The organism is Massilia eburnea (assembly GCF_009720745.1).
GTDB lineage: Bacteria > Pseudomonadota > Gammaproteobacteria > Burkholderiales > Burkholderiaceae_D > Rugamonas > Rugamonas eburnea.
This window is the reverse complement of the sequence record NZ_WNKX01000009.1, coordinates 123,298-136,715: the sequence shown is the minus strand read 5'-3', so window position 1 is coordinate 136,715 and position 13,418 is coordinate 123,298. Positions and strand designations below refer to the sequence as shown.

17 protein-coding genes are annotated in these 13,418 nt (G+C 61.8%); 8 read left to right on the top strand and 9 right to left on the bottom strand.

From position 1 onward, the window contains the following. Position 1 precedes the first annotated feature (1 nt). The 4 genes from GM658_RS14060 to GM658_RS14045 all read right to left on the bottom strand — a co-directional run bounded on the left by GM658_RS14060 (position 2) and on the right by GM658_RS14045 (position 4,895). Positions 2–898, bottom strand: a complete 897-nt coding sequence (locus GM658_RS14060) for a phosphoribosylaminoimidazolesuccinocarboxamide synthase (RefSeq protein ID WP_155454676.1) — start codon at positions 896–898, stop codon at positions 2–4. 129 nt (positions 899–1,027) lie between these two features. Then, positions 1,028–2,092, bottom strand: coding sequence for a class II fructose-bisphosphate aldolase (gene fba, locus GM658_RS14055; protein WP_155454675.1), 1,065 nt, complete (start codon positions 2,090–2,092; stop codon positions 1,028–1,030). Positions 2,093–2,168: 76 nt separating this feature from the next. Then, positions 2,169–3,638, bottom strand: a complete 1,470-nt coding sequence (gene pyk, locus GM658_RS14050; RefSeq protein WP_155454674.1) for a pyruvate kinase — start codon at positions 3,636–3,638, stop codon at positions 2,169–2,171. A 63-nt stretch (positions 3,639–3,701) separates the two neighbouring features. After that, on the bottom strand, positions 3,702–4,895 hold the full coding sequence (locus GM658_RS14045) for a phosphoglycerate kinase (RefSeq protein WP_155454673.1): 1,194 nt from the start codon (positions 4,893–4,895) through the stop codon (positions 3,702–3,704). 161 nt (positions 4,896–5,056) lie between these two features. Here GM658_RS14045 and GM658_RS14040 point away from each other — a divergent pair, with 161 nt between their 5' ends. Both GM658_RS14040 and GM658_RS14035 read left to right on the top strand, forming a co-directional pair. Then, positions 5,057–5,281 carry an addiction module protein gene (locus tag GM658_RS14040; RefSeq protein WP_155454672.1) on the top strand — a complete coding sequence of 75 codons (225 nt, stop codon included), beginning with the start codon at positions 5,057–5,059 and terminating at the stop codon, positions 5,279–5,281. Beyond that, positions 5,278–5,571 (top strand): type II toxin-antitoxin system RelE/ParE family toxin, encoded by a 294-nt coding sequence (locus tag GM658_RS14035; RefSeq protein ID WP_155454671.1) that lies wholly within the window; start codon positions 5,278–5,280, stop codon positions 5,569–5,571. The genes GM658_RS14040 and GM658_RS14035 overlap by 4 nt, the downstream gene beginning before the upstream one ends. Here the strand turns inward: GM658_RS14035 and GM658_RS14030 are convergent. Then, on the bottom strand, positions 5,568–6,401 hold the full coding sequence (locus GM658_RS14030) for a helix-turn-helix domain-containing protein (RefSeq protein ID WP_155454670.1): 834 nt from the start codon (positions 6,399–6,401) through the stop codon (positions 5,568–5,570). The two genes, GM658_RS14035 and GM658_RS14030, sit on opposite strands and share 4 nt — an antisense overlap. A 184-nt stretch (positions 6,402–6,585) precedes the next feature. Between GM658_RS14030 and GM658_RS14025 the strand changes: the two genes are divergently transcribed. Next, positions 6,586–7,551, top strand: a complete 966-nt coding sequence (locus GM658_RS14025; protein WP_211841864.1) for an alpha/beta fold hydrolase — start codon at positions 6,586–6,588, stop codon at positions 7,549–7,551. Here the strand turns inward: GM658_RS14025 and GM658_RS14020 are convergent. The 3 genes from GM658_RS14020 to GM658_RS14010 are packed head-to-tail and all read right to left on the bottom strand — an operon-like array spanning position 7,548 to position 9,025. Next, positions 7,548–7,916 carry a VOC family protein gene (locus GM658_RS14020; RefSeq protein WP_155454669.1) on the bottom strand — a complete coding sequence of 123 codons (369 nt, stop codon included), beginning with the start codon at positions 7,914–7,916 and terminating at the stop codon, positions 7,548–7,550. The genes GM658_RS14025 and GM658_RS14020 overlap by 4 nt on opposite strands. A 49-nt stretch (positions 7,917–7,965) precedes the next feature. Beyond that, positions 7,966–8,295 carry an AzlD domain-containing protein gene (locus GM658_RS14015; protein ID WP_155454668.1) on the bottom strand — a complete coding sequence of 110 codons (330 nt, stop codon included), beginning with the start codon at positions 8,293–8,295 and terminating at the stop codon, positions 7,966–7,968. Then, positions 8,288–9,025, bottom strand: coding sequence for an AzlC family ABC transporter permease (locus GM658_RS14010; protein ID WP_155454667.1), 738 nt, complete (start codon positions 9,023–9,025; stop codon positions 8,288–8,290). Before GM658_RS14010 ends, GM658_RS14015 begins: the two co-directional genes overlap by 8 nt. 122 nt (positions 9,026–9,147) lie before the next feature. On the opposite strand from GM658_RS14010, the gene GM658_RS14005 reads away from it, so the two are divergent. Genes GM658_RS14005 through GM658_RS13985 form a run of 5 tightly spaced genes read left to right on the top strand, consistent with a single transcriptional unit; the run spans position 9,148 to position 11,833 of the window. After that, positions 9,148–9,336: a zinc-finger domain-containing protein gene (locus tag GM658_RS14005; protein ID WP_155454666.1), complete on the top strand. Its 189-nt coding sequence runs from the start codon at positions 9,148–9,150 to the stop codon at positions 9,334–9,336. Between the two features lie 21 nt (positions 9,337–9,357). Further along, the gene (locus tag GM658_RS14000) at positions 9,358–9,780 is read left to right on the top strand and encodes a YybH family protein (protein WP_155454665.1); all 423 of its coding nucleotides are present in this window, start codon (positions 9,358–9,360) and stop codon (positions 9,778–9,780) included. A 41-nt stretch (positions 9,781–9,821) separates the two neighbouring features. Next, positions 9,822–10,784, top strand: coding sequence for a YheT family hydrolase (locus tag GM658_RS13995; RefSeq protein WP_155454664.1), 963 nt, complete (start codon positions 9,822–9,824; stop codon positions 10,782–10,784). 3 nt (positions 10,785–10,787) lie between these two features. After that, entirely contained in the window at positions 10,788–11,402 is a 615-nt protein-coding gene (locus tag GM658_RS13990; protein WP_155454663.1) for a DUF2946 family protein, read from the top strand. Beyond that, a complete protein-coding gene (locus GM658_RS13985; protein WP_155454662.1) occupies positions 11,399–11,833 on the top strand; it encodes a hypothetical protein in 435 nt (144 codons plus the stop codon). The genes GM658_RS13990 and GM658_RS13985 overlap by 4 nt, the downstream gene beginning before the upstream one ends. A gap of 1 nt (position 11,834) precedes the next feature. Here the strand turns inward: GM658_RS13985 and GM658_RS13980 are convergent, their stop codons facing one another. Next, positions 11,835–13,391 (bottom strand): beta-barrel assembly-enhancing protease, encoded by a 1,557-nt coding sequence (locus tag GM658_RS13980; RefSeq protein ID WP_371865107.1) that lies wholly within the window; start codon positions 13,389–13,391, stop codon positions 11,835–11,837. Positions 13,392–13,418: the final 27 nt, after the last annotated feature.

Here is a 13,418-nt window from a genome sequence, read left to right as displayed (position 1 = left end):
CTTATACCTTCAGCTTTTCGCCGGTCAGGCGTTCGATGGCTTCGAAGTACTTGGCCTGGGTCTTTTCGATCACTTCGGCTGGCAGGGCCGGTGCCGGCGGGGTCTTCTGCCAGTCGGTCAGGGTTTCCAGGTAGTCGCGCACGAACTGTTTGTCGTAGGACGGTGGCGAGATGCCAGGACGGTAGGAGTCAGCCGGCCAGAAGCGCGAGGAATCGGCGGTCAGTACTTCATCCATCAGGTGCAGGACGCCATTGTCGTCCAGGCCGAATTCGAACTTGGTGTCGGCGATGATGATGCCCTTGGTCGCCGCGTAGTCGGCGGCCGTGGTGTACAGCTTGATCGCGACGTCGCGGATCTTGGCGGCCAGTTCGGCGCCGATTTTCTTTTCCATCTCTTCGAAGGAGATGTTTTCATCGTGTTCGCCCAGGTCGGCCTTGGCGGCCGGGGTGAAGATTGGCTGCGGCAGCTTGTCCGCTTGCTGCAGGCCTTCCGGCAGCTTGATGCCGCAGATGGAGCCAGTGGCCTGGTAGTCTTTCCAGCCGGAGCCGATGATGTAGCCGCGTACCACCGCTTCCACCAGGATCGGCTTCAGGCGCTTCGCCACAACGGCGCGGCCTTTGACCTGCTCTACTTCGTCCTGAGCCACCACGGACTCTGGCGTGACGCCGGTCAGGTGGTTAGGGACGATGTGGCCCAGTTTCTCGAACCAGAAGTCCGACATCTGGTTCAGGACCATGCCTTTGCCGGGGATCGGTTCGTTCATCACGACGTCGAACGCGGACAGGCGGTCGGTGGTGACGATCAGGATCTTGTCGGTGCCGACGGCGTAGTTGTCGCGCACTTTACCGTGGCCCAGCAGGGGGAGGGATTTGATGGAGGATTTGTACAGGCTGTTCATGGCGGGGGTACTTTGAGATTTTTTAGACCCGGTAAACCTGGGTCTGACCCAAGGGTCAGACCCTGTTCACGCGGCAGTCGCAGGCCGTGGGTCTGACCCTTGGGTCTGACCCAGCCTTGCCGGGTTTTATTACTTAACGATCTGGGCCAGCTCACCGGCCTTGTAACGCTCAGCCATCTTCTCCAGCGGAATTGGCTTGATCAGCGACGCGCGGCCTTCGCAGCCGAACGACAGGAAGCGTGCCTTCACCACTTCTTCCGCAGCAGCGCGAGCTGGCTTCAGGAAGTCGCGCGGGTCGAACTTCGATGGGTTTTCGAACATGAACTTGCGCACGGCAGCGGTCATGGCCAGGCGGATATCGGTGTCGATATTGATCTTGCGCACGCCGTGACGGATGCCTTCCTGGATTTCTTCGACAGGCACGCCGTAGGTTTCCTTCATGTCACCGCCGAATTCGCGGATGATGGCCAGCAGTTCCTGCGGTACCGAGGAAGAACCGTGCATCACCAGGTGGGTGTTAGGAATGCGGGCGTGGATTTCCTTGATGCGGTCGATCGCCAGGATGTCGCCGGTTGGCTTGCGGGTGAACTTGTAGGCGCCGTGCGAGGTGCCGATCGCGATGGCCAGCGCGTCGCACTGGGTCTTCTGCACGAAATCGGCAGCTTGCGCCACGTCGGTCAGCAGCATTTCGCGGGTCATGGTGCCTTCCGCGCCGTGGCCGTCTTCCTTGTCGCCCTTCATGGTTTCCAGGGAGCCCAGCACGCCCAGTTCCGCTTCCACGGTCACGCCGATGGAGTGGGAGAACTTCACCACCTCTTTGGACACTTCCACGTTGTACTCGTAGGAAGCGACGGACTTGCCGTCAGCCATCAGGGAACCGTCCATCATCACGGACGAGAAGCCCGACTTGATCGCAGCCATGCAGACTGCCGGCGACTGGCCGTGGTCCTGGTGCATGACGACTGGAATGTGCGGATAGGCTTCGATCGCTGCGTCGATCAGGTGACGCAGGAAGGCTTCGCCAGCGTATTTGCGGGCGCCAGCCGAAGCTTGCATGATCACTGGTGCGTTGACGGCGTCGGCGGCAGCCATGATGGCCTGCACTTGTTCCAGGTTGTTGACGTTGAAAGCTGGGATGCCGTAGCCGTGTTCAGCGGCGTGGTCCAGCAGTTGGCGCATGGATACGAGGGACATGGTAGAACTCCAATAACAATAAAGAAATCGTTAAGGCCTTTGCCACCTTATGAGCGGCAAAAGCAGCGCATATCGTTTAACGTGCCGAGTCGGCGCGGTGTGTGAACTCACCTACTTTCACGATACGCAGCGCATTCGTGCCGCCCACCTTGCCCATCGGCGCACCCCAGGTAACCACAATCATATCGCCCTTCTGGGCAATACCCTGTTTTACGAGGAGGTCTTCTGCGGCGCGCAGCACGACGTCGGTCGGTGCATCCTGCATCAGCTGGTGGGTGCAAACGTTGCGGTACAAGGCCAGCTTGCGCTGGGTGGTGGTGCTCGGCGTGAGCGCAATAATCGGGGTGTCGATGTTGTGGCGGCTCATCCACAGCGCGGTGGAGCCGGATTCGGTCAGGGCCACAATCGCTTTCACGCGCAGGTGGTGCGCGGTGAACAGGGCGCCATAGGCGATCGACTGGTCGATGCGGGTGAAGCGGGCGTTCAGGAAGTCCGCATCGAGCTTGTTGTATTCGGATTGCTCGGCTTCGGTACAGATGGCCGCCATCATTTCCACAGTTTCCACTGGGTATTTACCGGAGGCGGTTTCTGCCGAAGTCATCACGGCATCGGTGCCGTCCAGCACGGCGTTCGCCACGTCGGAGACTTCGGCGCGGGTCGGCACGGCGTTGAAGATCATCGACTCCATCATCTGGGTCGCGGTGATGGCGATCTTGTTCGACTCGCGCGCCATGCGGATCATGCGCTTTTGCAGCGCAGGCACGGCGGCATTGCCTACCTCGACAGCCAGGTCGCCGCGGGCCACCATGATGCCGTCGGAGGCGTTCAGGATTTCCTGCAGGGCAGGAATCGCTTCCGCGCGCTCGATCTTGGCAATCATCATCGGCTTGAAGCCGAACGGTTCGCCAGCGATGTTCGCCAGCTGGCGCGCCATTTCCATATCGGTGGCGTTTTTCGGGAACGAGATCGCCAGGTAATCGGCCTGGAAGGACATCGCGGTCTTGATGTCTTCCATGTCCTTGGCGGTCAGCGCCGGCGCGGTCAGGCCGCCGCCCTGGCGGTTGATGCCCTTGTTGTTGGACAGCTCGCCGCCGATCTTGGTGGTGGTGTAGATTTCGCTGCCGACAATCTTGTCCACGGTCAGCACGATCAGGCCGTCATTCAGCAGCAGCACGTCGCCGGCTTTGACGTCGGTCGGCAGGCTCTTGTAGTCCAGGCCCACGCGCTCCTGGTTGCCCAGTTCGCCGTTTTCGCCCCACTTGGCGTCGAGGATGAACTTGTCGCCCTTGGCCAGTTCGATCTTGTTGTTCTCGAACTTGCCGATACGGATCTTCGGACCTTGCATGTCGGCCATGATCGCCACTTCCTTGCCGCATTCCGCCGCCGCTTTCCGCACCAGGGCCGCGCGGTCGATATGGTCTTGCGCCTTGCCATGGGAGAAGTTCAGGCGGACCACGTCAACGCCTGCCTTGATCATTTGGATCAGGATATTCAGGTCGGTCGATGCTGGGCCGATCGTTGCGACAATCTTGGTACCACGTGCCATGAAGATTCCTTCGTGTGAGCTTTAAAAAGTTCAAAAGGCGCCTTGCGGGCGCCTTTTACCGTGTTACTGGGCGCGCTGCGCCAGGATCTCCACTGCTGGCAGGGTCTTACCTTCCAGGAATTCCAGGAAGGCGCCGCCGCCGGTGGAGATGTACCCGATTTTGTCGGTGATCTGGTATTTCGCAATCGCGGCCAGGGTGTCGCCACCGCCCGCGATCGAAAAACCTTTGGAGTTGGCGATCGCCATGGCCAGGGTCTTGGTGCCCTCGCCGAACTGGTCGAATTCGAACACGCCGACCGGGCCGTTCCAGACGATGGTGCCGGCTTCGGCGATCTGGGCTGCCAGCTTGGCCGAGGTCTTGGGACCGATGTCCAGGATCATGTCGTCGTCGGCCACATCAGCCACGGCCTTCACGGTAGCGGCGGCGGTTGGCGAGAATTCCTTCGCGCACACCACGTCTTCCGGAATCGGCACGGTGGCGCCGCGGGCGGCCATCAGGTCGATGATGGCCTTGGCTTCGGACACCAGGTCCGCTTCCGCCAGCGACTTGCCGATCTTCAGGCCGGCAGCCAGCATGAAGGTGTTGGCGATGCCGCCGCCGACGATCAGGTTGTCCACCTTGTCGGCCAGCGATTTCAGGATCGACAGCTTGGTCGATACTTTGGAGCCGGCCACGATAGCCAGCAGCGGACGGGCCGGCGCGCCCAGGGCCTTGCCCAGCGCATCCAGCTCAGCGGCCAGCAGCGGGCCGGCGCAAGCGATCGGCGCGAACTTGGCGATGCCGTGGGTGGTCGCTTCGGCGCGGTGGGCGGTGCCAAAGGCATCGTTCACGTACACGTCGCACAGCTTGGCCATCTTCTGGGCCAGCTCGTCGGAATTCTTCTTTTCGCCCTTGTTGACGCGGCAGTTTTCCAGCAGCACGACCTGGCCCTGCGCCACTTCCACGCCGTCCACCCAGTTCTGCTTCAGTTCAACGGGCTGGCCCAGCAGCTCGGACATGCGCTTGGCGATTGGCGCCAGGCTGTCTTCAGGCTTGAATTCGCCTTCGGTCGGACGGCCCAGGTGGGAGGTAACCATGACTTTGGCGCCGGCTTGCAGGGCCATTTTGATCGCTGGAATCGAGGCGCGAATGCGGGTATCTTCGGTGATATTGCCCGCATCATCCTGCGGCACGTTCAGATCTGCACGGATAAAGACGCGCTTACCTTGCAGGGCGTTTTGCGCTACCAGGTCTTCCAGGCGGTTGAATTTCAGCATGGTTACTCAGGGGTCACTGTTGGAAAGACCGCTATTTTACCTTAAGCCGGGGCCCCTTAGCCGCTTGTTAAGGATAGGAAAAGCCGATATTTTATTGCCAATCAAGAAACATTGATTTTGCTCAATCACGTGCCGGGCGCTTCGGGACTACAATAGATTCCATGAACAAGCCGCTCGAACAAATTGCCGCAGCAGCGCTCCAACTACCTCCCGAAGAAAGGGAAGCACTTTTGGAAATGCTGATTGCCAGTCTACCTCTGGAACCGGGCTATGACGAAGCCTGGGGCAAGGAACTGGATCGCCGAGTGGCAGCGTTTGAAGACGGCAGCGCAGAATTGGTTGCCGGCGAAATCGTGTTTGCCCGCCTGCAGTCCAATTTGAAGTGAAATACTTCTTTGTTGCAGCGGCGGAAGATGAGCTGCGACAAGCGCATAATTTCTACGCAAAGCACACCGGCCATGTGATTAGCGAAGCTTTTGCGCAAGAAGCAAAACGAATCGTTGAACTGATTGCGGCCAATCCAAAACTCGGTACTTCGCTAGGTCCCAGATTCCGCGCTTACCCACTGCGGAATTTTCCCTTCAAAATAATTTACCAGATACTCCCCGACCATGTGCGGGTCATGGCAATCGCCCATACGAGCAGACGGCCAGGATTTTGGCGAAGCCGGGGCTAACAAGCTTTTCGCAAATCTGCCAGGCCGTGGCCAGAGAGCTGCCGGACGCAGCGCGCCATGTGGCTCGGGTGGGCGAAGCCAGCTTCGAGGGCGATCTCGGTATTGGTGAGTTTCCCTTCCAGGAAAAGCTGGCGGGCGCGTTCGACGCGGCGGGCCATGACGAAGCGGTGCACCGGCATGCCGGCGGCCTGGCGGAACAATTCCTTGAAATGGGAGACGCTGAAGCCGGCCACGGCGGCCAGCTCGGCCAGCGTCAGGTCCTGGTCAAGGTTGGCTTCGATATAGTCCTCGACCGCACGCAGCTGCCAGGCGGGCAAGGCCCGCACCGGGGCCGCGGCAGGACGGCGGGACGCCAGCGTTTGCAGCGCCAGCAAGCGCGCGGCCAGTGCACTGGCCAGGCTGTCGGCAAAAATGCGTCCGCCGGGATGATTGTCGAGCTCTTCGGCCTGCATCATCCAGCCGATGCGTTCGATTTGCGGATCCCGAATGTGGATAGCCGGCGCCAGCTCGGGGCCCAGCCGCATATGTTCGGCCGTATCGTTCATCAGGGATGGGTTCAGGCGCAGCAGCAGCGAGGTGGCCGGCGCCGTCAATGTCCAGCGCGTGCTTGAACCAGCGGGGACAACGCAGAACTGGCCATGCAGGCGCGTGCCTTGCCGCTCATAACGCCCGGCGCGGTAGCTGACCGGCACCGGCGCGCCAAGGTGCAGGCAGAGCACGTGGCGGCCATCGAGCGGCGAGTCAAAGCGCCCGACCGGCACGGGCGAGGTCAATACATCCAGCAGCGGCACCGCGTCCCGCTCCGGGTAACACGAAGGTCTGGTAGTCATGGCAGTCGCTTTCGCGCGAGCGGTCGTCGAGTGGGCTCGCAGGAAATAGGAGAGTGCGCCAATTTGCCCGGCCGCGCAATCAAAAAATCAGCCGATTGTGCTCGCCGCCGGCCGATTATGCGCGCAATAGGGGTGCGGCGCCGATAGCATCGATCCCACCAAATGCCACCCAACGGAGATCGCATTGAAACGTCGAAACTTCCTCACCCTGACTGGCGCCATGCTCGCCGCCAGCGCCGCCCCGCGCCTTTCCATCGCCGCGCCCGGCGCATCGCCGTCAGCAGCACTGACCGATGTCGCCAACTTCCGTGCGGCACGCCGATTTGCCGAACTGCCCTTCGGCCGCATCGCCTACGTCGAGCGCGGCGTCGGCCCCAAAACAGCGCTGTTCCTGCATGGCGCGCCACTGAACAGCTTCCAATGGCGCGGCGCAATTGAGCGCCTGTCGCCATACCGCCGCTGCATTGCGCCCGATTTCATGGGGCTGGGATATTCCGAAGTCCCCGCCGGGCAGTCACTGGCAGCCAGCGCGCAAGCTGACATGCTGGCCGCCCTGCTCGACAAACTCGGCGCCGGCACTGTGGACATCATCGCCAGCGACAGCGGCGGCGCGGTCGCCCAACTCTTCCTGCTGCGCTATCCACAGCGCGTGCGCAGCATGATGCTGACCAACTGCGACATCGAGCCGCACAGCCCACCCAAGGAAATCGCTCCGGTGCTTGAAATGGCGCGCAAGGGCACGCTGGCCGACGACACCGCAAAATGGCTGACCGACAAAGCCATGGCGCGCGCCACCTTTGGCGCCGCCGTCTTCCACAACCCCGCGCAACTGACCGACGAAATCATCGAGTACTACGCTGCGCCGTTGGTCAGCTCACCGCTGCGGCGCACGCAGTACCATGAGTTCCACAATGCCTTGTCCCCCAACCCGTTGGCCGGCATCGAGTCGCAACTGCGTCGCAGCACGGTGCCAGTGCGCATGGTCTGGGGCGCGAGCGACACCATCTTCACCATCGCCGATGCACGCTACCTCGATCAGTTGTTCCCGCGCTCGCAAGGCATCCGCGCCATCCCTGAAGGCAAGCTCTTCTTCCAGGAAGAATTCCCCGACATCATTGCCGAGGAAGCGCGCAAGCTGTGGCAGGTCTAGTAGCGGATTTCGAGGTTATGCCCGTCCGGGTCCTCGAAATAGCAAGCCAGCGCCAGCCCGCGCGCACCGTATTGGGGTTGGGGCTGGCCGCCGCTGCGGTCCATATGGTTGCCGCCAAACGGAATGTGCCGCTCGCGCAGCTGCACCATCACGCGCTCGAAGTGTTCGGGGTCAACGCGGAAAGCCAGGTGCAGGTGCTCGCTTGGCGGCTCCGCCAGCAAATCCAGCGTAAAGCCCTCATTCACCCGCACCACTTCAAACGGCCCCGCCCTGCCCTCGTGCCTGAATCCCAGCACGTCTTCATAAAACCGAATCGACCTCGCCGGATCGCTCACCCGCAAGATCATGTGGTCAAGTTCCGTCATCGCATCTCCTGCCCTGCCGGGCCAAAAGTTTGTGACCGCTCAATGTACCTCAGGAAAGCAGTAAGCGCAGCGCCGTAAAACATGCCATGCCGAACACGATCGTCTCGAGCATGCTGCGGCGGACAAGGTAGTAGGCGATCGAAACGACGCCTGCAATCAGTTTGTAGTTGTGGAAGCTGAATTCCACTGTGCCCTGCGGATCCATCACCAGGTCGGGGCCAATGATGGCGGCCAGCGCACACACCGGCGCATAGCGCAGCATCCCCTGCACGCGGGTCGGGATCGTAATGTGGCCACCAATCACCCAGAACGAAGAACGCGTGAGTGCAGTAGCGCAAGCCATGGCGGCGATGGTCAGCCAGATTTCAAGATCAGACATTGGCCGCCTTTCGTCGTTCGATTTGTCCCTCAACCACCATTGCGGTCACCATGCCCACAACCACGCCCGCCAGCAGGCCAAGTTTGTAAGGCAGGGCGTGCGCCAGCACTGCGGTCACGGCGGCTGCCAGCGCGCCAACCAGGGCGGGACGGGTGGCCACCATCGGCACGGCGAGGCAGACAATCGCGAGCGTGCCGGCAAACCCCAGCCCCCATTCCGGTGGCACTGCGCTGCCCAGGAAAATACCGGCGATCGAGCCGCCCTGCCAGGCGATCCAGTTCGGGTACAGCAGGCCGCGCAAATAGGAGAGCTTGCCCTCTTCCGGCTTTTCGCTTGGGAAGCGTTGCAGATAGAGGGCGGTCGTCAGGTCGCCGGTACCGTAACCGTAGAAGAAGCGGCGCAGCAGCGACAGCTTGGCAAAGTGCGGCGCCAGCAAGGCGGCAAAGATCACGAAGCGCAGGTTGACCACGACCGAGGTGACGAAGATCACCCAGATCGGCGCGGCAGCCGCGATCAGTGGCAGCGCGGCAAGTTGGGCCGATCCGGCAAACACCACCAGCGTCATGCCCAGCGCCTGCATCACGCTAAGGCCCGACTTGACCATCGCCACGCCGACCACCATGCCCCAGGCGGCAATGCCAAACAGGGGCGGCATGCCGTCTTTCAGGCCGGCGCGCCAGGAAGGTTCGTGGTGAGCCGCGACGTCGGGCTCGCTCAAGGGATGACTCATGTGGGATCTTTGCCACGGCTGCACCGGCCGCTGCATGGGAAAGCCGACATTCTACCGACGAATGCTTCTCGTTGCCCGGATGGATTAAAATCTTGGTTTTTGATCTCGCGGAGTGTTATAAAATGAGCAACGCCACCCAGCCAGTAGAACTCGATGGTAAAGACCTGCCGGCCTACTGCCCGAATCCAGCCATGCCGCTGTGGTCTTCGCACCCGCGCGTGTTCCTGGACTTCAAGCATGGTGAAGCGAAGTGCCCATATTGCGGTACCCAGTATAAGCTGAAGCCTGGTACCGAAGTCGGCCACCATTAATCACACCGAACCGGAGCCCGGATGGCAGCGCGTAAACACCAGAATGGCAGTGCGGCGGAAGTCGAAGCCGCGTTTTACGATGCCTTGAACCGGGCCGACCTGGAAGCCCTGATGGCGCTGTGGGCCGACGACGAGGAAATCGTCTGCGTCCATCCCGGCGGCCCGCGCCTGATCGGCCACCGCGCCATCCGCGAATCCTGGAGTGCACTTTTGGAACACGGCGGGTTGCAAATTCGCCCTTCCCAGCTGCATGAGACACACAACCTGATGAGTTCGGTGCATACTGTCATCGAGGGCGTCACAGCGGCAAGCGGCGAGCCGGCGCACCTGATTGCGACCAATGTGTACGTTAAGACACCGAAAGGTTGGCGCATTGTGTTGCATCATGTGTCTGTAGCGCCGGGACCAGTTCCCGTCGATCCGCGCGCTCAAATTCTGCACTGAAAAAGGGGGATCGGGCCCGCTGGGACGATCCCAGCCGCGCCATGAATTACACTGCCCCGTTCTGGCTGCCTAGCGGCCATTTGCAGACCATCTATCCGGCTACTTGCATAGCCAAGCCGGACGTACGTTTCCGCCGTGAACGCTGGCATACGCCGGATGCCGATTTCATCGATGTCGATTTCGTTGACGGCCACCCCGGCAAGCCTTTCGTGGTGCTGTTCCATGGACTGGAAGGCTCGTCCGACAGCCATTACGCGCGCGCCCTGATGGCGGAAATCAAGCGCCGCGGCTGGTCCGGCGCCGTACCGCATTTCCGCGGCTGCTCCGGCGAACCGAACCTGGCGCCGCGCTTTTACCACTCAGGCGATTCCGGTGAACTGGACTGGATCATCCGCCGCCTGCATCCGCACGCGAGCGGCAAGTTCTACGCTTGCGGCGTTTCGCTGGGCGGCAATGTCCTGCTGCGCTGGCTGGGCGAGTCGCAGCACCAGGCCGAGTTTGTCGACGCGGCCTGCGCGGTGTCGGCGCCGCTCGACCTGGCGCAAGGCGGCAATGCCTTGTCGCGTGGCCTGAGCCGCCTGTACACGCGCATGTTCCTGCAGACGCTGAAGCCGAAATGCGTGGCCAAGCTGCAGCAATTCCCCGGCCTGTTCGACCTCGATGCCCTGATGGCGGCGCAAGATTTGCACGCCTTCGATAATGTGGTGACGGCGCCGCTGCACGGCTACCGCGATGCGGACGATTACTGGGACCGCGCCAGCGCCAAGCACGTCCTGACCGATATCACGGTGCCGACCCTGGTGCTGAACGCGCAGAACGATCCCTTCATGCCGGGCGAGTACCTGCCGCGCAAAGCCTCGCGCCAGGTGGTGCTGGACTATCCAGAGGAAGGCGGCCATGTCGGTTTTGCCACCGGGCGCCTGCCGGGCAGCCTGGACTGGCTGCCGCTGCGCATGCTGAACTTCCTCACTGCGAAAGAAATGACCGAGATGGCCGAGGCTTGAGCGATGGATGAAATAGTCAAACAGGCGATGGCCAAGTGGCCCAACGTGCCGCATTGCTACGGCTGGCTGGCGCTCGATGCGCGCGGCAACTGGCGCATGCGCGATGAGCGCGCGCAGCATTTCAACGAGGCGGGGGACAAGCTGACCAATCCTGCGCTGGTGGGCTTCATCACGCGCAATTACCAGAGTGATGAACGTGGTTGCTGGTACTTCCAGAATGGTCCACAGCGCGTGTACCTGAACCTGGAGGCTACACCGTTCATTGCACGCACCGATCCGCTCCACGGCTTTGTACTGCACACCGGAGCGCCGCTGGGCGAGGTGGATGCGGCCTGGCTGACGGAGGCGGGCGAGCTTCTGCTGCGCAGCGGCGACGTGCTGGCCCAGCTGGATGACCGAGACTTCGCCCAAGTGCTGCCGCAACTGGAGCTCAACGGCCGTCCCGTCGGCGATAATGCCCTGCTGGCATGGCTCGATGCTGCGGCAAGCGATCCCGCAGGACTGTCGCCGCTGACCTTGCGCGTTGGCGCCCGCAGCGTGCCACTAGCTGCCATGTCGCGCGACAGGGTCCCGGCTGCATTCCGTTTCCAGCGCTTCCCCCAACCTGAAGGAGCATGATGACGCAATGCCCTTTCCGTCCACTCGCGTTCGCAATCCTGCTGGGCGCTACAAACGCGGCGTTGGCATCTTCGCCGATCATTCCCCTGCCGATCGACATGGAGGCGCAGGCAGTGCAACTCAATGCACTGTGCCTGAGAAAGGCTCCAGACCTGAATCCTCCCTATCTGAAGACTTTCAACCAATGGAAGGAAAGGATAGGGCCGTATTATGCGAAGTACCAGCAGTGGCTTTATGATTCATCAACCAAATTAGCGCAACCGGGTGTCGACCTCAAAGCGAAAACGGAAGAATTGCAGCGCGAACAGTTCGCTTATCTCGAATCCCACGACGCAGAGGCGCGTGAACTTTGTCAGCAGATGGTCCAGTTCCTGGCGGATCCAAAATATGACGCGGAGCTGAAAAAGCGCGTGGAAGAGCCCTTCAAATAATTCAGTCCTTGTCCTTCTTCTTGTCGCCCAACTCCTCGCGGCGCTTGGCTTGCAGCTCGCGCTCGCGGGCATCGATCACCGACTGGTCGTAGTAAGTTGCGTCGGGCGCCTTGCGCGCCAGCGCCAGCTGGTCCAGGGCTGCGAGCGTTCCTCCCAGCAGGACATACGATTCCGCCAGCGAGATATGCTGCAGGGCGATCTTGCCCTGCTTGGCGTATGCCTGCGCCATGTAGTCATGCAGCTCCGGCTCGCGGCGGTACATCTGCAGCTGGTCGCGCAGGAAGCGCGTCGCCTCCTCGTACTTGCCGCCCTTGATCATGGCGTCCGCATACTGCCACACCAGGCCACGCGACAAGGGGAAGCGGCCCTGCGCCTGCTTGGCTTCTTCGATGGCTGCGGCGATCACTTCCGGCTTGTCTTCCTGCGCCAGCTTGATCTCCAGCGACATGTACGCCAGCGCAGACTCGCTGGTGCCAAGCGGGATCGGATTGCTGAAAGCGCCCGCTGGAGGCGGTTTTTCGATGGTGTTGCGCGCCTTGTCCAGCCAATCCTTGGCAGCCTTGAACTCGGAGCGCTTGAGCGCGACCATGGCCATGCCGTACTGGCCTGCGGCCACATTCTGCCGGCCAGGCTGCTGGATCTGGTTCTTGAAGACGTTCTCCGTTTCCAGCAAGCCCGGAGTGCTCTCGTCCTGCAGCACACGGGCCCGCGCGCGGATCAGGTGGAAGTCCATATTGTCGACGCGCTGGCTGTATTTCTGCTCGCGGATGCGGGCCTGGATATCGGCGATGCGTTCGGTGGTGAGCGGGTGGGTCATCAGCCACGGCGGCACCACGTCGCTGTACATGCGCGTGCTGTTCTGCATGCGCTGGAAGAAGGACACCATGCCGCTGGCGTCATAGCCCGCAGCATTCATGATCTGGAAGCCGATGCGGTCTGCCTCGCGCTCCGCATCGCGGCCGAAATTCAATTGGCGCTGGATGGCCAGGCCCTGCCCGCCCATGAACACGCCGATCGCCGCGTCGGGACTGGACTTGGCGGCCAGCGCCGCCAGCAGCATCGCCGCCAGCGGAATCAGGGCGTCATTCTTTTGCGCACCCAGTTGGCGCGCGATATGGCGCTGCGCCACGTGGCCGATTTCGTGTGACAGGACAGAGGCCAGCTCCGACTCGGTCTGCGCCGCCAGCAGCAGCTGGGAGTGCACGCCGATATAGCCACCCGGCAGCGCGAAGGCATTCAGGTTCTTGTCGCGGATGGCGAAGAAGTAGTACTCAAGGTTTGCATCGCCGCGCGCGCCGGGACGCGCGTCCACCAGCTTGGTGCCGAAGGTGTTCAGGTAGTCGATGATGGGCGGATCATCCAGATAGTCATGATCGAAGCGCAGGCTTTGCATGATCTGCTCGCCCAAGCGCTTTTCCATCACCGGGGACATGTCCTCGCGCGACGCATCGCCCAGCGTCGGCAGCTCGGATTGCTGCGCCTGCCCCGCCGGCGCGGCCAGCAGCAGGCCCGTTACCAGTGCCGCCAGCAGTGGACGGCGAAAATGTAGTGCATTCACAGTGCTATCATACCCGTTCAACAAGAG